This window comes from Ancylobacter oerskovii, assembly GCF_018390555.1.
Classification (GTDB): domain Bacteria; phylum Pseudomonadota; class Alphaproteobacteria; order Rhizobiales; family Xanthobacteraceae; genus Ancylobacter; species Ancylobacter oerskovii.
In genome coordinates, this window is sequence record NZ_JAHBGB010000031.1 from 113,375 (window position 1) to 128,550 (window position 15,176).

Below are 15,176 nucleotides of genomic sequence, written 5' to 3' on the forward strand. Positions count from 1 at the left end.
TGGCGGGGCCTGTGCCCCTCGACCGTCACCAGGTACGGCGCAGGCTGACCAGGATTTCGCGGCCGGGATTGTACCAGTTGGCGCCGTAGCCGCCGTAAGCGACATATTTCTTGTCGAACAGGTTGGTGACGTTCAGCTGAAACGTCGTCTTCTCGACGATCTCATAGGTGAAGGCGGCATCGAACACGGTATAGCCGCCCGCTTCCATGGTGTTGGCGTCGTCGAAATAATAGGGCCCGGAATAGCGCGCCCCGAAGCCGAACGTCATGTCGCCGCGCTTGCCGTGCGCCGGCAGTTTGTAGTCCAGCCACAGCGAGGCGACATGCTCGGGGACGAACGCCAGGCGATTGCCGACATTGCCGCCGATCCCGTCCTCGACGATGCGGGAATCGAGATAGGAATAGGCGGCGATCAGGTTGAGGTTGTTCGGCAGTTCCGCCTTCGCTTCCAGGTCGAGACCCCTGACCCGCGCCTCGCCGATGGTCGATTCCAGCTGGGTGACCGGATCGGTGACGGTGACGTTGGTCTTGGTCAGGTCGTAGACGGAGGCCGTGAACAGGCCGGGAAAATCGGCGGGGCGGTACTTCACCCCGGCCTCGTACTGCTTGCCGCGCTCGGGCTCGATGCTCACGGTGGACGAGGTCGGGGCCGCGGATTCCGCATAATTGGCGAAAGCGGTGAGGTCCTCGGTCAGCCGGTAGGCGAGGCCGACGCGGGTGGTGAACTCGCTGAACGTGCCCTCGGCGACGGTATCGGACAGAAGATTGTTCTGGGTCACGTCGATCCAGTCGTTCCGCAGTCCGACCGAGAGGATCAGCTTGTCGAAGAATGTCAGCCCCTGCTGGCCATAGATGGAGCTCACCTGCTGGTCGGTCTGGGTGCTGCTGTAGAGGTACAGCGATTCCGGCGCGCCCGAATAGACCGGGTTCGACCAGTCGATGCTCGGCGCCAGATCGTACCAGGAATCGTTCCGCTGGTTGGAACGGTTGTATTCCACGCCGACCAGCGAGCGGCTTTCGACATTCTCGAAATCGACCTCGTATTTCAGATAGGAATCGATGACGAAATTGTCGTTCGCATTCTCGTTGGCGAAGAAATAGCGGTTGGAGACGGTATTTTCCGGCGGCGCCAGATCGAAGATATAGGCATAGCCGAAGCCGCCCGTCGTCTTGCTGAAGCGGGCATTGGTGTTGAAGCTCAGCCCGCTGCCGAAATCATGCGCGAACAGGGCGGTGATCGTGTTGCGGTTCGTGTTCAGATAATTGTAGTCCGGCTCGCCGAAGAAGCGGCTGCGGGCGAAATCCGTGCCCAGCGGCTGGCCGCCGCTGCCGGGCGTGCCGTCGATATCCAGATGATCGAAGATGACGGTCAGGGTCGTCATGTCGGTGGGCCGCCAGGTCAGCCCTCCCATGATCAGGTTCTCGTCATCCTGCGAGAAGTCGTATTCCTTCTCGGAATCCTTGATCTTGGCGGTGATGCGGTAGGACAGGGTGTCGTCGCCGGTGATGTTGTCGCCGAAATCCAGCCCGGCTTCCTTGTGGTCGAACGAGCCGCCGGTGACATAGGCCTCGCCGAAGCGCTCGCTCCGGGGACGCTTGGAGACGAGGTTGACCGCCCCGCCGGGATCGGACGGCCCGAACACGGTGGAATTGGCGCCCTTCAGCACCTCCACCCGCTCATAGGCATAGGGGTCTTCCCGCACGCCGCCGAACGGCCGGTAGAGCGGCAGCCCGTCGCGATACATGTAGGCGTCGAAGCCGCGGATCTTGAAATAGTCGAAGCGGTCGTCGGATCCGTAGAAATCCGTGGTCACGCCGGCGGTGTATTGCAGCACCTGCTCGATGCTCTGCGCGTCGCGCTGCTGGATTTCCCGCGCCGTGATCACCGATATCGAGGCTGGCGTATCCAGTATGTCCGTCGCCATCTTGCTGCCGGCGGTGGTCTGCGTCGCCACGATCGACCGGGCATCGTTATCGGCCTTGTCGCCGGCGATCGTCACGGTATCGAGCACGATGGTGCTTTCCGTGCCATCGGCGGCGCGGGCCGCCTCCTGCGCCGACAGGCCGCCCGGCGCCAGCACCACCAGCGCGGTGCCTCCCAGCAGCGCCGCCTTCAGATAACGGCGCCGAACCCGTCCACTCCTGCCGCCGGCTGTTCTTCCATGCATAGTCGCGTTCCAGAAAGTTGCGTGGCTCTTGTGGTCGACGGGCAGCACCGGCTGGCGGACGGCCGATCGCGAGACGCGCCCTCCCCGGCGGGAAGGACACGACACGGGAAGTGGCGGGCATCCCGACACCTCCTGCATCGCTCCTAACGTGGAGACGCCCGGCCGGTATTGTATATTTCCGTGGTTTTGTAGAAATCCATCGATCATCTCATGTCTTTTACAGGGACATCGCCCGAAGGCTTGACGATGGAGAGCGAACCTGAAACTGAAAGCTCGCCATAGACGTGGCGGAGAAGCAACCGATGCTGCGAGTTTTTCATTTTTCTAAATCTTTGATCGCAGCCTTCCTGTCGATCATTGCATTTGGCTGCGCATGGGCCGGGAAAGACACCGCTTATCCTGTTGTCATCAAGCATGCCCTGGGCACGACGACTATCGCCAGGAAGCCCGAGCGGGTGGCGACGGTCGCCTGGGCCAACCATGAGGTGCCGCTGGCGCTGGGAATCGTGCCGGTCGGCTTCGCCGCCGCCAATTTCGGCGACGACGACGGCGACGGCGTGCTGCCCTGGGTGGCGGAGAGGCTGGCAAAGCTCCACGCCGCCAAGCCGGTGCTTTTCGACGAGGGCGACGGCATCGATTTCGAAGCGGTCGCCGCCACCCGACCCGACGTGATCCTCGCCGCCTATTCCGGCCTCAGCCGATCCGACTACGAGACGCTGAGCCGGATCGCCCCGGTCGTCGCCTACCCGGAAGCGCCCTGGTCGACCGACTGGCGAGAGATGATCCGCCTCAACAGCGCCGGGCTCGGCATGCGCGCCGAGGGCGACGCGCTGATCGCCGAGATCGAGGCGGAGATCGCCCGGACGGTCGCCGGATTTCCCGACCTGCGGGGCAAATCGGCCATGTTCATCACCCATCTCGACGCGAGCGATCTGAGCATCATCAACTTCTACTCCTCCAACGACACGCGGGTGAAATTCTTCGGGGACCTCGGCCTGGCCTCGCCAAAAAGCGTGATCGCCGCCTCGACGAAGGGCCGCTTCTCCGGCGCGGTCAGCGCCGAACGCATCGATGCCTTCGACGATGTCGACCTCGTCGTGACCTATGGCGACCAGAAGCTGCTCGACGCGCTGAAGGCCAATCCGCTCACCTCGCACATGCCGGCCGTCGTCCGCGGCGCGGTGGTCATGCTGGGGCGCGATCCGCTCGGCACCGCCGCCAACCCCACGCCGCTGTCGATCCCCTGGGTGCTGAAGGACTACGTGGCCCTGCTCGCCGAAGCCGCCAAGAAGCCGCGATGAGCGCCGCACAGGCCCCTCGCGCCGCGGCGCCGGATCCGGCACCCCTTCCCGGACGCCCGAACCGCCTCCGGCCCTTCTGGCTCGCGGCGCTGGCCGCCGCCCTCGCCGCGCTGTGCGCCCTTTCCGTGGCGATCGGCACGCGCGAGGTGGCCCTGGCCGATATGATCGCGGCGCTGACCGGCCAGGTCGACACCATCGGCCAGGCGGCGGTAGCCGCGCGGATTCCGCGCACGCTGCTCGCGCTGCTCGCCGGGGCGGCGCTCGGGCTCGCCGGAGCGGTCATGCAGGGAGTGACGCGCAATCCGCTCGCCGATCCCGGCATTCTCGGCGTCAATATGGGGGCCTCGCTCGCCGTCGTCGTCGGGGTGGCCTGGTTCCACGTCACCTCGGCCCAGGCCTATATCTGGACGGCCATCCTCGGCGCGGGGTGTGCCGCGACCTTCGTCTACGCCATCGGCTCGCTCGGCCGCGGCGGGGCGACGCCGCTCAAGCTGGCGCTGGCCGGCGCCGCGACGTCGGTCGCCTTCTCCTCGATGGTGATCGCCGTGGTGCTGCCCCGCAGCGACATAGCCGGCGGCATCCGTTCCTGGCAGATCGGCGGCGTGGGCGGGGCCAGCTTCGAGCGCCTGTCCCCCGTGCTGCCCTTCCTCCTCGCCGGCTTCGCCATCAGCCTGCTGTCGGCGCGGAAGCTGAACGCGCTGGCCCTCGGCGACGAGCTGGCCGCCGGGCTGGGCGAACGGGTCGCCGCCGCCCGCGCCGTCGCCGCACTCGGCGCGATCCTGCTGTGCGGCGCCACCACGGCGATCTGCGGGCCGATCGGCTTCGTGGGGCTTGTGGTGCCGCATCTGTGCCGCCTGCTGACCGGGGTCGATCATCGCTGGCTGCTGCCGTTCTCCGCGCTGGGCGGCGCCGGCCTGCTGCTGGCCGCCGACATCGCCGGGCGCATCGTCGCCCGCCCGGCCGAACTCGACGTCGGCATCGTCACCGCCTTCGTCGGCGCGCCGTTCTTCATCTGGATCGTCCGGCGCCAGCGGGTGCGCGAGCTGTGACGCTGCCCGCCCCCGCCCTCGACGCCCTCATCGGCAACCGCCGGCGGCGCCTGAGCCGGCGCCGGCTGGTGATCGCCCTGCTCCTGTCCATCGTCGCGGCGCTGTTCGCCCTGACGCTGGTACTGGGGCAATCCTACACGTCGCCGGGCGACGTCATCCGGGTGCTGCTCGGCGAGGACGTGCCGGGCGCCGGCTTCACCGTGGGGCAGCTGCGGCTGCCGCGGGCGGTGCTGTCGGTCCTCGCCGGGCTGAGCTTCGGGCTCGGCGGCGCGGCCTTCCAGATCATGCTGCGCAACCCGCTCGCCAGCCCGGACATCATCGGCATCAGCTCCGGGGCGAGCGCCGCGGCCGTCTTTGCCATCGTCGTGCTGTCGCTGGACGGGCCGGCGGTGTCGGTGTTCGCGGTGGCCGCCGGCCTCGGCGTGGCGCTGCTGGTCTATGCGCTGTCGTCCCGCAACGGCGTCGCCGGGACACGGCTCATCCTCGTCGGCATCGGCGTCTCCGCCATGCTGGAGAGCTTCATCCTCTACGTGCTGTCGGGCGCCCCCGCCTGGACGCTGCAGGAGGCCCTGCGCTGGCTGACCGGCAGCGTCAACGGCGCGCAACTCGACCAGATGCTCCCGCTGCTGGTGGCGCTCGCGGGGTTCGGCGGCCTGCTGCTGAGCCGCACGCGCGACCTCGAGGCGCTGAGGCTGGGAGAGGACACCGCCGCCGCGCTGGGCGTGAGGATCGCCCGGACCCGCATCGTCGTCATCGTCGCGGCGGTGGGCATGATCGCCTTCGCGACCGCCATGGCCGGCCCCATCGCCTTCGTCGCCTTCCTGTCCGGGCCGATCGCCGCCCGCCTCCCCGGCAGCAACGGATCGCTACTGGTGCCGGCGGCGCTGACCGGGGCGATACTGGTGCTGGCGGGCGATTATTGCGGCCAGTTCCTGCTGCCGAGCCGCTACCCCGTCGGCGTGGTCACCGGCGCCCTGGGAGCCCCCTACCTGATCTTCCTGATCGTGCGCATCAACCGGAGCGGAGGCTCGCCATGACCCTTCATGCGCTCACCACCAGCGGGCTTTCCGCCGGCTATGGCGACGCCGTCATACTGGACGGGCTCGACCTCGCGGTGCTCCCCGGCAGGATCACGGTGATCGTCGGCGCCAATGCCTGCGGCAAGTCCACGCTGCTGCGGGCGATGTCGCGCCTCATCGCGCCGCGGCGCGGACAGGTGCTGCTCGACGGCAAGTCGATCCACCACATCCCGTCCCGCGAGCTCGCCCGGACATTGGGGCTGCTGCCGCAATCGCCGATCGCGCCGGAAGGCATCACCGTCGCCGATCTCGTCAGCCGCGGCAGGCATCCCCACCAGGGCGCGTTCGCGCGCTGGACCCGCGGGGACGACGAGGCCGTGGCCGCCGCGCTCGCCGCCACCCGGACCATCGAGCTCGCCGAACGGCCGATGGACGAGCTGTCCGGCGGGCAGCGCCAGCGCGCCTGGATCGCCATGGCCCTGGCGCAGCAGACTGAGGTCCTGCTGCTGGACGAGCCGACGACCTTCCTCGACATCAGCCACCAGATCGAGGTGCTGGACCTGCTGACCGACCTCAACCAGACGCGCGGAACCACCATCGTCATGGTGCTGCACGACCTCAATCTCGCGGCGCGCTATGCCGACGAGCTCGTCGCCATGGCGGGGGGACGCCTCTATGCCTGCGGCCGGCCGGAAGAGGTGCTGACCGAGCACAACGTCCGGCACGTCTTCGGCCTGGAAAGCCGCATCATCATCGACCCGACTTCGGGACGCCCGATCATGCTTCCGATCGGCCGGCACCGCATGGCGACCGACAGCAGGCCCGCCCGGAGCGGCCACCCGGACTAGCGGCCCCTGCCCGCGCGGCGCGCGCGGGCGGATGATGCGGGCCAGCTCCAGCTTCCAAATGTAGGCGAACCGACAAGCGGCGAAACACCGGCGTCATCGGGCGGACAGCACATCACAAGCCGACGGATGAACGACACGAACCGACAGACAACAGGCTGAACAGCCGAAAGGCACCCGCACATGCTGCCGATAACAGGACGCCTCATCTCGGCCGCCGTCATCGCCATTCTCGTTCTGGATGCCGGGGTGAACCTGCTCGCGCCGCACCTGATCCGGCAGGAAATGGCCGCCGTGCAGTTTCCCGCGAATCTGGCGCCCGTTCTCGGGGCGATCATGCTTGCCTGCGCCGTGCTCTATGCCCTGCCGGCGACCTCCTTTGTCGGGGCGATACTGGTGACCGGCTTCCTGGGCGGGGCGATCTGCCTTCACCTTCGCGCCGGCGAGGAACTGTCTCCGCCGCAACTGATCTCCCTGGCACTGGGGATCGCCACCTGGGCAGGGCTCTATTTCAGGGAGCCTCGCCTCCGGGACCTCGTCCTGCGCCGCGGCACCTAGAGCCTTTCCGGTGAACTCCGGTTCACCGGGAAAGCTCCAGCTTCCTGTTCGGACGCGTTTTCTTCACGCGAACCGGATCCCGCTTCGCTCGAAAACGGTCTGGCGCCGTCGCTCGCCCGACATCCGCCGCCGCGAAAGGCGAAGCTCTTGCGGCCATGCGCGAACGGCTCGCACGAGTGGCTCGCACGAGCGACTCGCCCCTGCCGGCGGGCGCCGACGTGCGTTCCAAACAGGCAGCCGGCGCGTTGTATCGCACTGTGTCGCTCCATCGCGGCACCTACACCCGCTTGCAAATCCGGCGGGGTGCCACACAGCCCGGACACAGGACGCCCCGCAACTAGGCACCCGACGGCCAAACGGGAAAGGCTTCACGGACATCGCGCCGAACCGCGGCCGACCGCCGGCCGCCGCCCTCGCCCGGCGCCGGCGGTCGGCGCCCCTGGCGCACCTCCCGTCGCCGACGATCACCGATGCGCAGATCGGCTGCGCCCTTGTATGGAGACACCCATGCTTCCGACCGACCCGACCGCGACCCGGCGCGACCTCCTGAAATCGGCCGCCCTGCTGGCAGCTCTCGGCACCGTGACCGGCATCGCCCAGGCGCAGGCGGCGTCGGGCGGCCCGGCTCCAGGCGCCGCCGTCCCGGATGAAGCGCTTCCCGAAGGCGTGCACCCCTTCAGGATCGCCATTCCCGAGCAGGACCTCGCCGAACTCAGGCAGCGGCTGGGCGCGACGCGCTGGCCGGAGCCGGAGACCGTCCCGGACGCCTCGCAGGGCGTGCAGGAAGCCAAGCTGCGGCCGCTGATGCGCTATTGGGAAAGCTCCTATGACTGGCGCAAGATCGAGGCGCGGCTGAACGCCCTGCCGATGTACACCACCCGGATCGACGGGCTCGACATTCACTTCATCCACATCCGCTCGCCGCATGACGACGCCATGCCGATGATCATGACGCATGGCTGGCCGGGCTCGATCCTCGAATTCATGAAGGTGATGGATCCCCTGACCAACCCGACGCGCCATGGCGGCAAGGCCGCGGACGCGTTCCATCTGGTCGTGCCGTCGATTCCCGGCTTCGGTTTTTCCGGCAAGCCGGACAAGGCGGGATGGGGATCCGATCATATCGGCCGCGCCTGGGCAGTGCTGATGGCCCGGCTGGGCTATCCCCGCTTCGTCTCCCAGGGCGGGGACTGCGGTTCGGTGATCTCGCACCGGATGGCGCTGCAGAAGGTGCCCGGGCTCATCGGCATCCACGTCAACATGCCCGGCACGGTTCCGGCGGAGATCGCGACGATCCTGACCGCCGGAGGCCCGCCGCCGGCGGATCTCACGCCGGCGGAACGCGAAGCCTTCACCGCGCTCGACCGCTTCTACCGCGACAGTTCCGGCTACGCGACCATGATGGTGACCCGGCCGCAGACCATCGGCTATTCGCTGGTGGATTCGCCGGTTGGCCTCGCCGCGTGGATCTACGAGAAGTTCCAGACCTGGACCTATAGCGGCGGCGAACCCGAGCGCGTGCTGACCAAGGACGAGATGCTGGACGACATCTCGCTCTACTGGCTCACGCGAACCGGCGCCTCGGCGGCCCGGATCTATTGGGAAGACCACTCCAATAATTTCAACGCCGTCGATATTCCCGACCTGCCGGTGGCCGTCACGGTCTTCCCCGGCGAGATCTACAAGGCGCCGAAAAGCTGGGCCGAACGCTGCTACCACAACCTCGTCTATTTCAACGAGGCGCCGAATGGCGGGCATTTCGCCGCCTGGGAGCAGCCGGAGCTGTTCGTGGAAGAAGTGCGGGCCGCCTTCCGCCCGCTGCGCTAGCCCCGCGCCCGCATATGTGGATGCCGCGCCTGCCGATGGCGCCGCGGCATCCACGCTCCCCGCCGCCGGGGTTGTATCAGCCGGCCGGTGGAGCGGCCGTCCGCAGAAACTCCTGCAGCAGCGCATTGTAGCGCTCCGGCGCATCCCAGAACGGGGCGTGGCCGGCGCCCTCGAGACGGTAGCAGGTGCCGTTCCAGAGATTGCCATAGGGAACCGTCTCGAAATAATCGAGATTGACGATGCGGTCCTCGGCGCCGTTGACGATCGCCGTCGGCACCCCGGTATCGATCAGGGCTTGCCTCTGGTCGATGCCGGCGCCCTTGCGCAGGCTCGCAAACAGCGCGGTGCGGAAATCCGGGTCCGTGCCCCGCACGATCTCGTAGAAATGCGACGCCTCGGGGCCGGTGAAGATCCCGTCGACGAACGCCTCCGCCTCGAAAGGAGCGCGGGCCTCTCCGGGCGCGGATCCGCCTGAGGGCGGGCGCCGAAAGCCTGCCGAGACATCGCGCCCGACCGGCGGGGCGCCGCTGAGAAACAGGCCGGCGATTTTCTCGCTGCGGGCCAGCATCTCCATCGCCACATGCCCGCCGAGGGACCAGCCGACCAGCACCGCCTTGTCGATCCCGAGTGCTTCCATGAGTTCCAGCGCGGCATCCGCGAGCCCGGGACGCGAATAGGTCGTCGCGGGCGCCGCGGCAGGGGACGAGCCGCCATGGCCGGGCAGGTCGAAGGCCACCAGACGGTGCCACCCGGCGAACGGCGTATCCAGCTGCTTTCGGAAGACCTGGCGGCTGAAGGAATTGCCGTGGATGAAAAGGACGGGAATGCCCGTCCCCTCGGTTTCCTCCACCGCGACGATCCCGTGCGAGGTGAAGACGTCATAGCTGTAGCGGCGGCTCATCCCGAGGCTCCGGTTTCGAGAGGCGGGCGTACCCAGCTCACAGGAACGGCGTGTTCGAGGGCAGCCCGAACATCACGCGGCCGGCCACCTCGAAGGCGGTCGCGGAGGAGAGCCCGGCATGCAGCGTGGCGGTGCGCAGATCGTGCCAGCCGATGTTCATCGGCTCGCCGGTGCGGGCGAAGCCTCCGCCCGAGGCGTCGGCCAGCTGGCCGACCGCCTCCCAGGCGAGACGGGCGGCGAAGGTGGCGTCCCGCCAGATCCGAGCGCGCTGCTCCCGCGACAGGGGGGCCACTGTGGCGGCCGCCTCGATCTCATGGATGGCGCGGCGGATGACGGCTTCGGCGGCATCGATCTTCGCGGCCGCTTCCGCGACCTGCAGATGCGTCACCGCCAGAGTGCTGCGATCGGCGTGAATGGTGAGCGCGACCGGACGCCCCGGCACCCGCGCCACGAATTGACGAAGCGCCTCGCGGGCGATCGCCAGGCACGGAAAGGCGAGCTTGACGGCCAGCATGGGCACCAGCGGGACCCGGAAATGCGGGCGATCCGCCAGATGCGCGGACGCATATTCCTCGGCCAGGATCCTGCCGATGGAGGCGAGCCGGGAATCCGGCACGAAGACGTCGCGCGCCGTCACGCTGACGCTGCCCGTGCCGCGCAGGCCGATCGTGTCCCAGTCGTCGAGAAGCGTCAGCTCGCCGACCGGCACCAGCGCGGCGGCCATGTCCACGACATTGCGGCCCTCATCCATCACCGGCACGTTCACCACGTCCCACCGCGCGTGATGGACGCCGCTGTTGAAGCTCCATCGCCCTTCCTCGATGACGAGGCCGCCCGGCACGCGCCGCGTGAGCGCGGTGGCGGGCGACATCACCGAAGCGGTGCGGACATTGACACCGCCGGCGAAAACCTCCTCGCTGACCTCCTGCGGGTAGAGCGCCGCCGCCATCCAGGTGCCGCCGGCGAGAATCGCATAGGTCCAGCCGACCGAGCCGTCCGCGGCGCCGATTTCCAGCGTCACGTCCAGCAGCGTCGAGAGCGACGCCTCGGCGCCGCCATACATGGCGGGAACCGTGAGCCGGAACAGCCCGGCCTCGTCCATGGCCTCGATCGTGGAGGCCGGCAGCCGCCGCAGCCGCCTCGCCTCGGCCGCCTGCTCGCGCAGGAAGGGAGCCAGCGCGCGGGCGGCTTTTACGGCTCCGCCCTCTTCCCGCGCCGGTGCGGCGATGTTGATCGCGTCCATGACGCACCTCCATGATGTGGGCGCACGCGGCCGAAGCCTCGTGACAGGACCGCCAGGATGGAGAGCGCCGGCTTCGCGCGCGTTATCCTTTTGCCGGCTCCGCTTACAATCGCAACACCCCGCCGGCCCGGCACCCGGGGAGAGCCGGAAGGCGGCCGCGTTTCAATGCGAACCGGCGGGCATCGTTCTGAAATCAAGGCGGAATCCGTTGCCGCCAGCCTCCGGCCATCCTCGAAAAGGAGTGGCCGGACATGCCTGCCCGCATCATCATCGTCGGCAACGGTTCCATCGACCCGAGCCTCGCCGCCTTTATCGACACCCACGACCTCGTCATCCGCTTCAACGGCTGCCGTTCCTTCGACCAGGCGCCCTCGCGGACCGACGTGGTCGCGGTCTGCAATACCGGCCGCCCCGCCTGCGAGATGCTCGGCGCCCCCGGCTGGTCCCGCCATCCCGCGATACGGGCCGCGACGGAGATCTGGAGCGTGCGGCCGCCCCGTTTCTTCGCGGCGGAGCGGGCGCGGATCGTGCGGGAACATCCCCAGCTCGCCGACCTGTGCGACGATTTCACCGACGGCTTCATCGCCTTCTGCGAGCGGACCGCCAAGCGCCACCGCGTGATCTCCGAGGCGATCCATCGACGCACCGCCAGGGCCCTGCTGCCGCATGCGCCCGCCCCCTACGTGACCCCGAGCAGCGGGCTGATCGTCATCGAGCACGCGCTCGCCCACTGGCCGGAGGCGCGCATCGCCGTCGCCGGCTTCGACCACACGGGATGGTGGGGGCATCCGTTCGACGCGGAGGCCCGGCTGGTCGAGCACTATGTCCGGCAGGGGCTGCTGCAACGCGGCCTGCCGGCCCGGCACATGCAGGAGCTCTAGAATGGCCGCCGATGACCGGGACGGGCGGGAACCGTTCCCATCGCTGCGCGCCGGGTGGACCTATCTGGTCGATTCGATGGGAATCGCCGGCGCCTCGCTCCACGCGCATGAAGAGGCGCTGGACTTCCTCGATCACCGGCAATGCCGCCGCGCGCACGCCGGGACGTCCCGGCCCGCCGTGGCGAGCTTTCTCGCCCGGTGCAGGATCGGGTGGGATCGCCTGCTTCGCGAACTGGCGAGGCGGCACACGATCGCCATACTGAAGCGGCTGGACGACGCGACGCTGAGGGATATCGGCTTCGAGAGCCGGGACATGATCGACCCGGCCTTGCGCGTGCAGGCCGACCGCCGGTTCTGACGGCGGCTCCCCGTTCACTCCAGTGCGGCCAGCCATTCGCGCAGCATGGCGCGCGCTGCCGCGCGCAGCGGCGCACCGAAAGCGACCGCGTCCGTCCGCAGCGGACGAGGATCGATGCCCGCGGCGGAGAGTTCGGCGGCATGGCCGACGAGCCACGCCTCGATGCCGGCCGAGATGTCGAATTCGGGATGGAACTGCAGCCCGAGCACATTGGGGCCGAGGGAAAAGGCCTGCGTCGCGCAGGCCGGTGTCGTGGCGAGGCACGACGCCCCGTCGGGAATGGCGAAAGCATCGCCGTGCCAGTGAAGGACGGGTGTGCCGGCGAGGTGGCGAAGCGGGCCGGATTGCCCTTCCGGCGTCAGTTCAAGGGGAGCGAAGCCGATTTCCTTGAGGCCGGTCGGCCGAACCGCAGCGCCCAGCGCCGCCGCCATCAGCTGGGCGCCGAGGCAGATGCCGAGCGTCGGCAGCCGCCGGGCGAGCCGCCGGCTCAATAGCAGGCCCTCTTCCCGCAGGAAGGGATAGCGGTCCGCCTCGTACACGCCGACCGGCCCGCCCAGCACCACGACGAGATCCGGCGCCACCGGATCCATGGTGGCGAGGTCACGGCGCCCGACATCGGCATAGTCGATCGCGTAGCCGGCTTCGCGCAGAACCGTCTCGAATGAGCCAAGATCCTCGAAAGGCACATGGCGAAGGACGAGCGCCGTTTGGGGCATGTTCTTTCCTTTCAGGGGTCCACCGCCCGGCTGCGGGCCTCAGCCGAGGCGAAGCTCGGCGGCGAGGCCGCCTTCGGGCCGGTTGCGCAGGGCAAGCCCGCCGCCGATCGCCTGCGCCAATTGCTGGGCGATGGCGAGGCCGAGGCCGGTGCCGCCGGTGTCGCGGTTGCGCGATTGTTCGAGCCGGTAGAACGGCTGCAGCACCGCCTCGATCTGATCCGGGGGAATGCCGGGCCCCTCATCCGCCACCGTGATGACGACGATACCCTCGGGGTTCCGACGCACCTCGATCTGCGCGGTGCCGGCGAATTTCAGCGCATTGTCGACGAGATTGGTCAGGATGCGCCGCAGCGCATGCGGACGGGTGGTCACCACCACCCCGGCGATCCCCTCGCAGGACACCGGCTTGCCGGTGTCCTGATAGTCGAAGGCCAGACTCTCCACGAAGGAGCCGATATCGACCCGCGCCGGCCTCTCCTGGTGCCCATGCGCACTGCGCGCATAGGCCACCCCTTCCCGCACCAGCCGCTCGATCTCGGACAGGTCGGCGATCAGCTTGTCCTTCTCCAGCCCGTCCTCCGACATCTCCGCCCGCAGCTTCATGCGGGTGATCGGCGTCTGCAGGTCGTGCGAGATCGCCGCGAGGATCTGCACCCGTTCCTGGAGATAATGGGCGATGCGGTCGCGCATGGTGTTGAAGGCCCGCGCGGCATGGGCGACCTCGTTCGGGCCGCCCTCCTCCAGCCGCCCGGAATCGCGTGCCGGGTCCAGCGTCTCGGCGGCATCCGCAAAACGCCGCAGCGGCCGGATGGCCAGACGCACCGCGAACCATGCACAGAGCAGCAGCACGGCCAGCTGGACCGCCAGCACATAGGGCAGCCATTCCGCCATCGGCATCAGCTGCGGCAGCATGTCGATCGTCACCACCGAGCCGTCGCCGAGGGTGACATGGGCCTGAAGATGCTCGCGCCCGCCGCCGGGGATCGTATCCACCCGGACCGGGAAGCGGTTGCCCGCCGCGGCGTTGATGGTGTCGGCGATCTCGGTGGCCCGCGCGCTCAGCTCCGGCACCCCTTGCAGGCCCGGCCCGAGTTCGTAGCGATAGTTCTTCCGCGCCAGCAGCGGCAGCCATTGCGCGCGCTCCGCCGCCGGCAGGCGGTCCAGCAGCGCGATGGAGGTGGCGACGTCATATTCCAGCGAGGTCAGCATCGTCGCCTTGGCGCTCATGGAGCGCTCGGCGAACAGCACGGCGAAGGAAAGCACATGCGCCGCCGCGAGGCCGGCGAACAGGATGAGGAACAGCCGCCAGCGCAGCGTGCGCGGCAGGTGCAGGACGGCGCGCAGGCGAGCGAGCGCGCTCATTGCCGCGCCGTGGTGATCTCGACCGGCATGGCGAGCACATAGCCTTCGCTGCGCACCGTCTTGATGTAGGCCGGCTCGCGCGCATCGTCGCGCAGGCGCTGGCGCACCCGGCTGACCAGAAGATCGATCGAACGCTCGAACAGCTCGGCCTCCCGGCCCTGCGTCAGATTGAGCAGCTGGTCGCGGGTGAGCACGCGCTGCGGATGATCGAGAAACACCTTGAGCAGGCGATACTCCGCCCCGCTCAGCGCCACGGCGGTTCCTTCCCGGTCCAGCAAATGGCGGGCGATGGTATCGAGCTGCCACTCACCGAAGCTCACCAGCTGCCCCGCCTCTGTCACCTGGAGATTGGGGGGAAGCATGCGGGTGCGCCGGAGCACCGCCTTGATGCGCGCCAGCAGTTCGCGTGCCGCGAAGGGCTTGGCGAGATAATCGTCGGCGCCCATCTCCAGCCCGACGATGCGGTCGGTCTCGTCGGTGCGGGCGGTGAGCATCAGGATCGGCGTCGCCTTGTGCTTGCCCGCCCGCAGCTCGCGGCACAGAACCAGCCCGTCGTCCCCCGGCATCATGATGTCCAGCACGACGAGGTCGACGCGGTCCGCCTCGAGGAAGGCGCGCATCTGGCGCCCGTCCGCCGCCACCGTCACCCGGAGCCCGTTCTTCTTCAGATAGCCGGACACCAGATCGCGGATCTCGCGGTCGTCGTCGACGATCAGTATGTGGTCGATATGGTCCATGGAGCGCCCGGTCCGTTTCGTTCTCTTCTACCCGATCACCGTGGCGGCAGCCGGGGAAGTTTGTACCGGCCTGTATCCGCCGCCGTGCCCGATACAGGCCCCGACAACATCGGCCGATGCCATGGGCCGCCCCGCCCGATCGCCACGACATCCGGTCCCTATCGGCATGCTCTAGTCCAGCCGGCGGACGTTTTCATGCGCGTCCGCACGCT

The 15,176-nt window shown here is 68.5% G+C and carries 14 protein-coding genes; 8 read left to right on the plus strand and 6 right to left on the minus strand.

The window, feature by feature from the left end; genetic code table 11:
• Positions 1-25: 25 nt before the first annotated feature.
• Positions 26-2,167 (minus strand): TonB-dependent siderophore receptor, encoded by a 2,142-nt coding sequence (locus KHC19_RS13805; RefSeq protein WP_213352955.1) that lies wholly within the window; start codon positions 2,165-2,167, stop codon positions 26-28.
• Between the two features lie 302 nt (positions 2,168-2,469).
• Here KHC19_RS13805 and KHC19_RS13810 point away from each other — a divergent pair, with 302 nt between their 5' ends.
• The 6 genes from KHC19_RS13810 (at position 2,470) to KHC19_RS13835 (ending at position 8,766) form a co-directional block, all read left to right on the plus strand.
• Positions 2,470-3,468, plus strand: coding sequence for an iron-siderophore ABC transporter substrate-binding protein (locus KHC19_RS13810; protein ID WP_213352956.1), 999 nt, complete (start codon positions 2,470-2,472; stop codon positions 3,466-3,468).
• The gene (locus KHC19_RS13815; RefSeq protein WP_213352957.1) at positions 3,465-4,517 is read left to right on the plus strand and encodes a FecCD family ABC transporter permease; all 1,053 of its coding nucleotides are present in this window, start codon (positions 3,465-3,467) and stop codon (positions 4,515-4,517) included. Before KHC19_RS13810 ends, KHC19_RS13815 begins: the two co-directional genes overlap by 4 nt.
• 2 nt (positions 4,518-4,519) lie before the next feature.
• On the plus strand, positions 4,520-5,554 hold the full coding sequence (locus tag KHC19_RS13820; protein WP_213353073.1) for a FecCD family ABC transporter permease: 1,035 nt from the start codon (positions 4,520-4,522) through the stop codon (positions 5,552-5,554).
• A complete protein-coding gene (locus tag KHC19_RS13825) occupies positions 5,551-6,384 on the plus strand; it encodes an ABC transporter ATP-binding protein (RefSeq protein WP_213352958.1) in 834 nt (277 codons plus the stop codon). Before KHC19_RS13820 ends, KHC19_RS13825 begins: the two co-directional genes overlap by 4 nt.
• Before the next feature lie 180 nt (positions 6,385-6,564).
• Positions 6,565-6,939 (plus strand): DoxX family protein, encoded by a 375-nt coding sequence (locus KHC19_RS13830; protein ID WP_213352959.1) that lies wholly within the window; start codon positions 6,565-6,567, stop codon positions 6,937-6,939.
• A gap of 507 nt (positions 6,940-7,446) precedes the next feature.
• The gene (locus KHC19_RS13835; protein ID WP_213352960.1) at positions 7,447-8,766 is read left to right on the plus strand and encodes an epoxide hydrolase family protein; all 1,320 of its coding nucleotides are present in this window, start codon (positions 7,447-7,449) and stop codon (positions 8,764-8,766) included.
• Between the two features lie 76 nt (positions 8,767-8,842).
• Here KHC19_RS13835 and KHC19_RS13840 read toward each other — a convergent pair whose 3' ends face one another.
• Both KHC19_RS13840 and KHC19_RS13845 read right to left on the minus strand, forming a co-directional pair.
• Positions 8,843-9,667: an alpha/beta fold hydrolase gene (locus KHC19_RS13840; protein WP_213352961.1), complete on the minus strand. Its 825-nt coding sequence runs from the start codon at positions 9,665-9,667 to the stop codon at positions 8,843-8,845.
• Positions 9,668-9,704: 37 nt separating this feature from the next.
• Positions 9,705-10,910, minus strand: a complete 1,206-nt coding sequence (locus KHC19_RS13845) for an acyl-CoA dehydrogenase family protein (protein ID WP_213352962.1) — start codon at positions 10,908-10,910, stop codon at positions 9,705-9,707.
• Positions 10,911-11,161: 251 nt separating this feature from the next.
• On the opposite strand from KHC19_RS13845, the gene KHC19_RS13850 reads away from it, so the two are divergent.
• Both KHC19_RS13850 and KHC19_RS13855 read left to right on the plus strand, forming a co-directional pair.
• Positions 11,162-11,791 carry a glycosyltransferase family 29 protein gene (locus KHC19_RS13850; RefSeq protein ID WP_213352963.1) on the plus strand — a complete coding sequence of 210 codons (630 nt, stop codon included), beginning with the start codon at positions 11,162-11,164 and terminating at the stop codon, positions 11,789-11,791.
• A 1-nt stretch (position 11,792) separates the two neighbouring features.
• On the plus strand, positions 11,793-12,149 hold the full coding sequence (locus KHC19_RS13855; RefSeq protein WP_213352964.1) for a YjiS-like domain-containing protein: 357 nt from the start codon (positions 11,793-11,795) through the stop codon (positions 12,147-12,149).
• 14 nt (positions 12,150-12,163) lie between these two features.
• On the opposite strand, the gene KHC19_RS13860 is transcribed toward KHC19_RS13855, so the two are convergent.
• Genes KHC19_RS13860 through KHC19_RS13870 form a run of 3 tightly spaced genes read right to left on the minus strand, consistent with a single transcriptional unit; the run spans position 12,164 to position 14,964 of the window.
• Entirely contained in the window at positions 12,164-12,865 is a 702-nt protein-coding gene (locus KHC19_RS13860; RefSeq protein WP_213352965.1) for a glutamine amidotransferase, read from the minus strand.
• A 39-nt stretch (positions 12,866-12,904) separates the two neighbouring features.
• Positions 12,905-14,227, minus strand: coding sequence for an ATP-binding protein (locus KHC19_RS13865; protein WP_213352966.1), 1,323 nt, complete (start codon positions 14,225-14,227; stop codon positions 12,905-12,907).
• Positions 14,224-14,964 carry a response regulator gene (locus tag KHC19_RS13870; RefSeq protein WP_213352967.1) on the minus strand — a complete coding sequence of 247 codons (741 nt, stop codon included), beginning with the start codon at positions 14,962-14,964 and terminating at the stop codon, positions 14,224-14,226. Before KHC19_RS13870 ends, KHC19_RS13865 begins: the two co-directional genes overlap by 4 nt.
• Positions 14,965-15,176 lie beyond the last annotated feature (212 nt).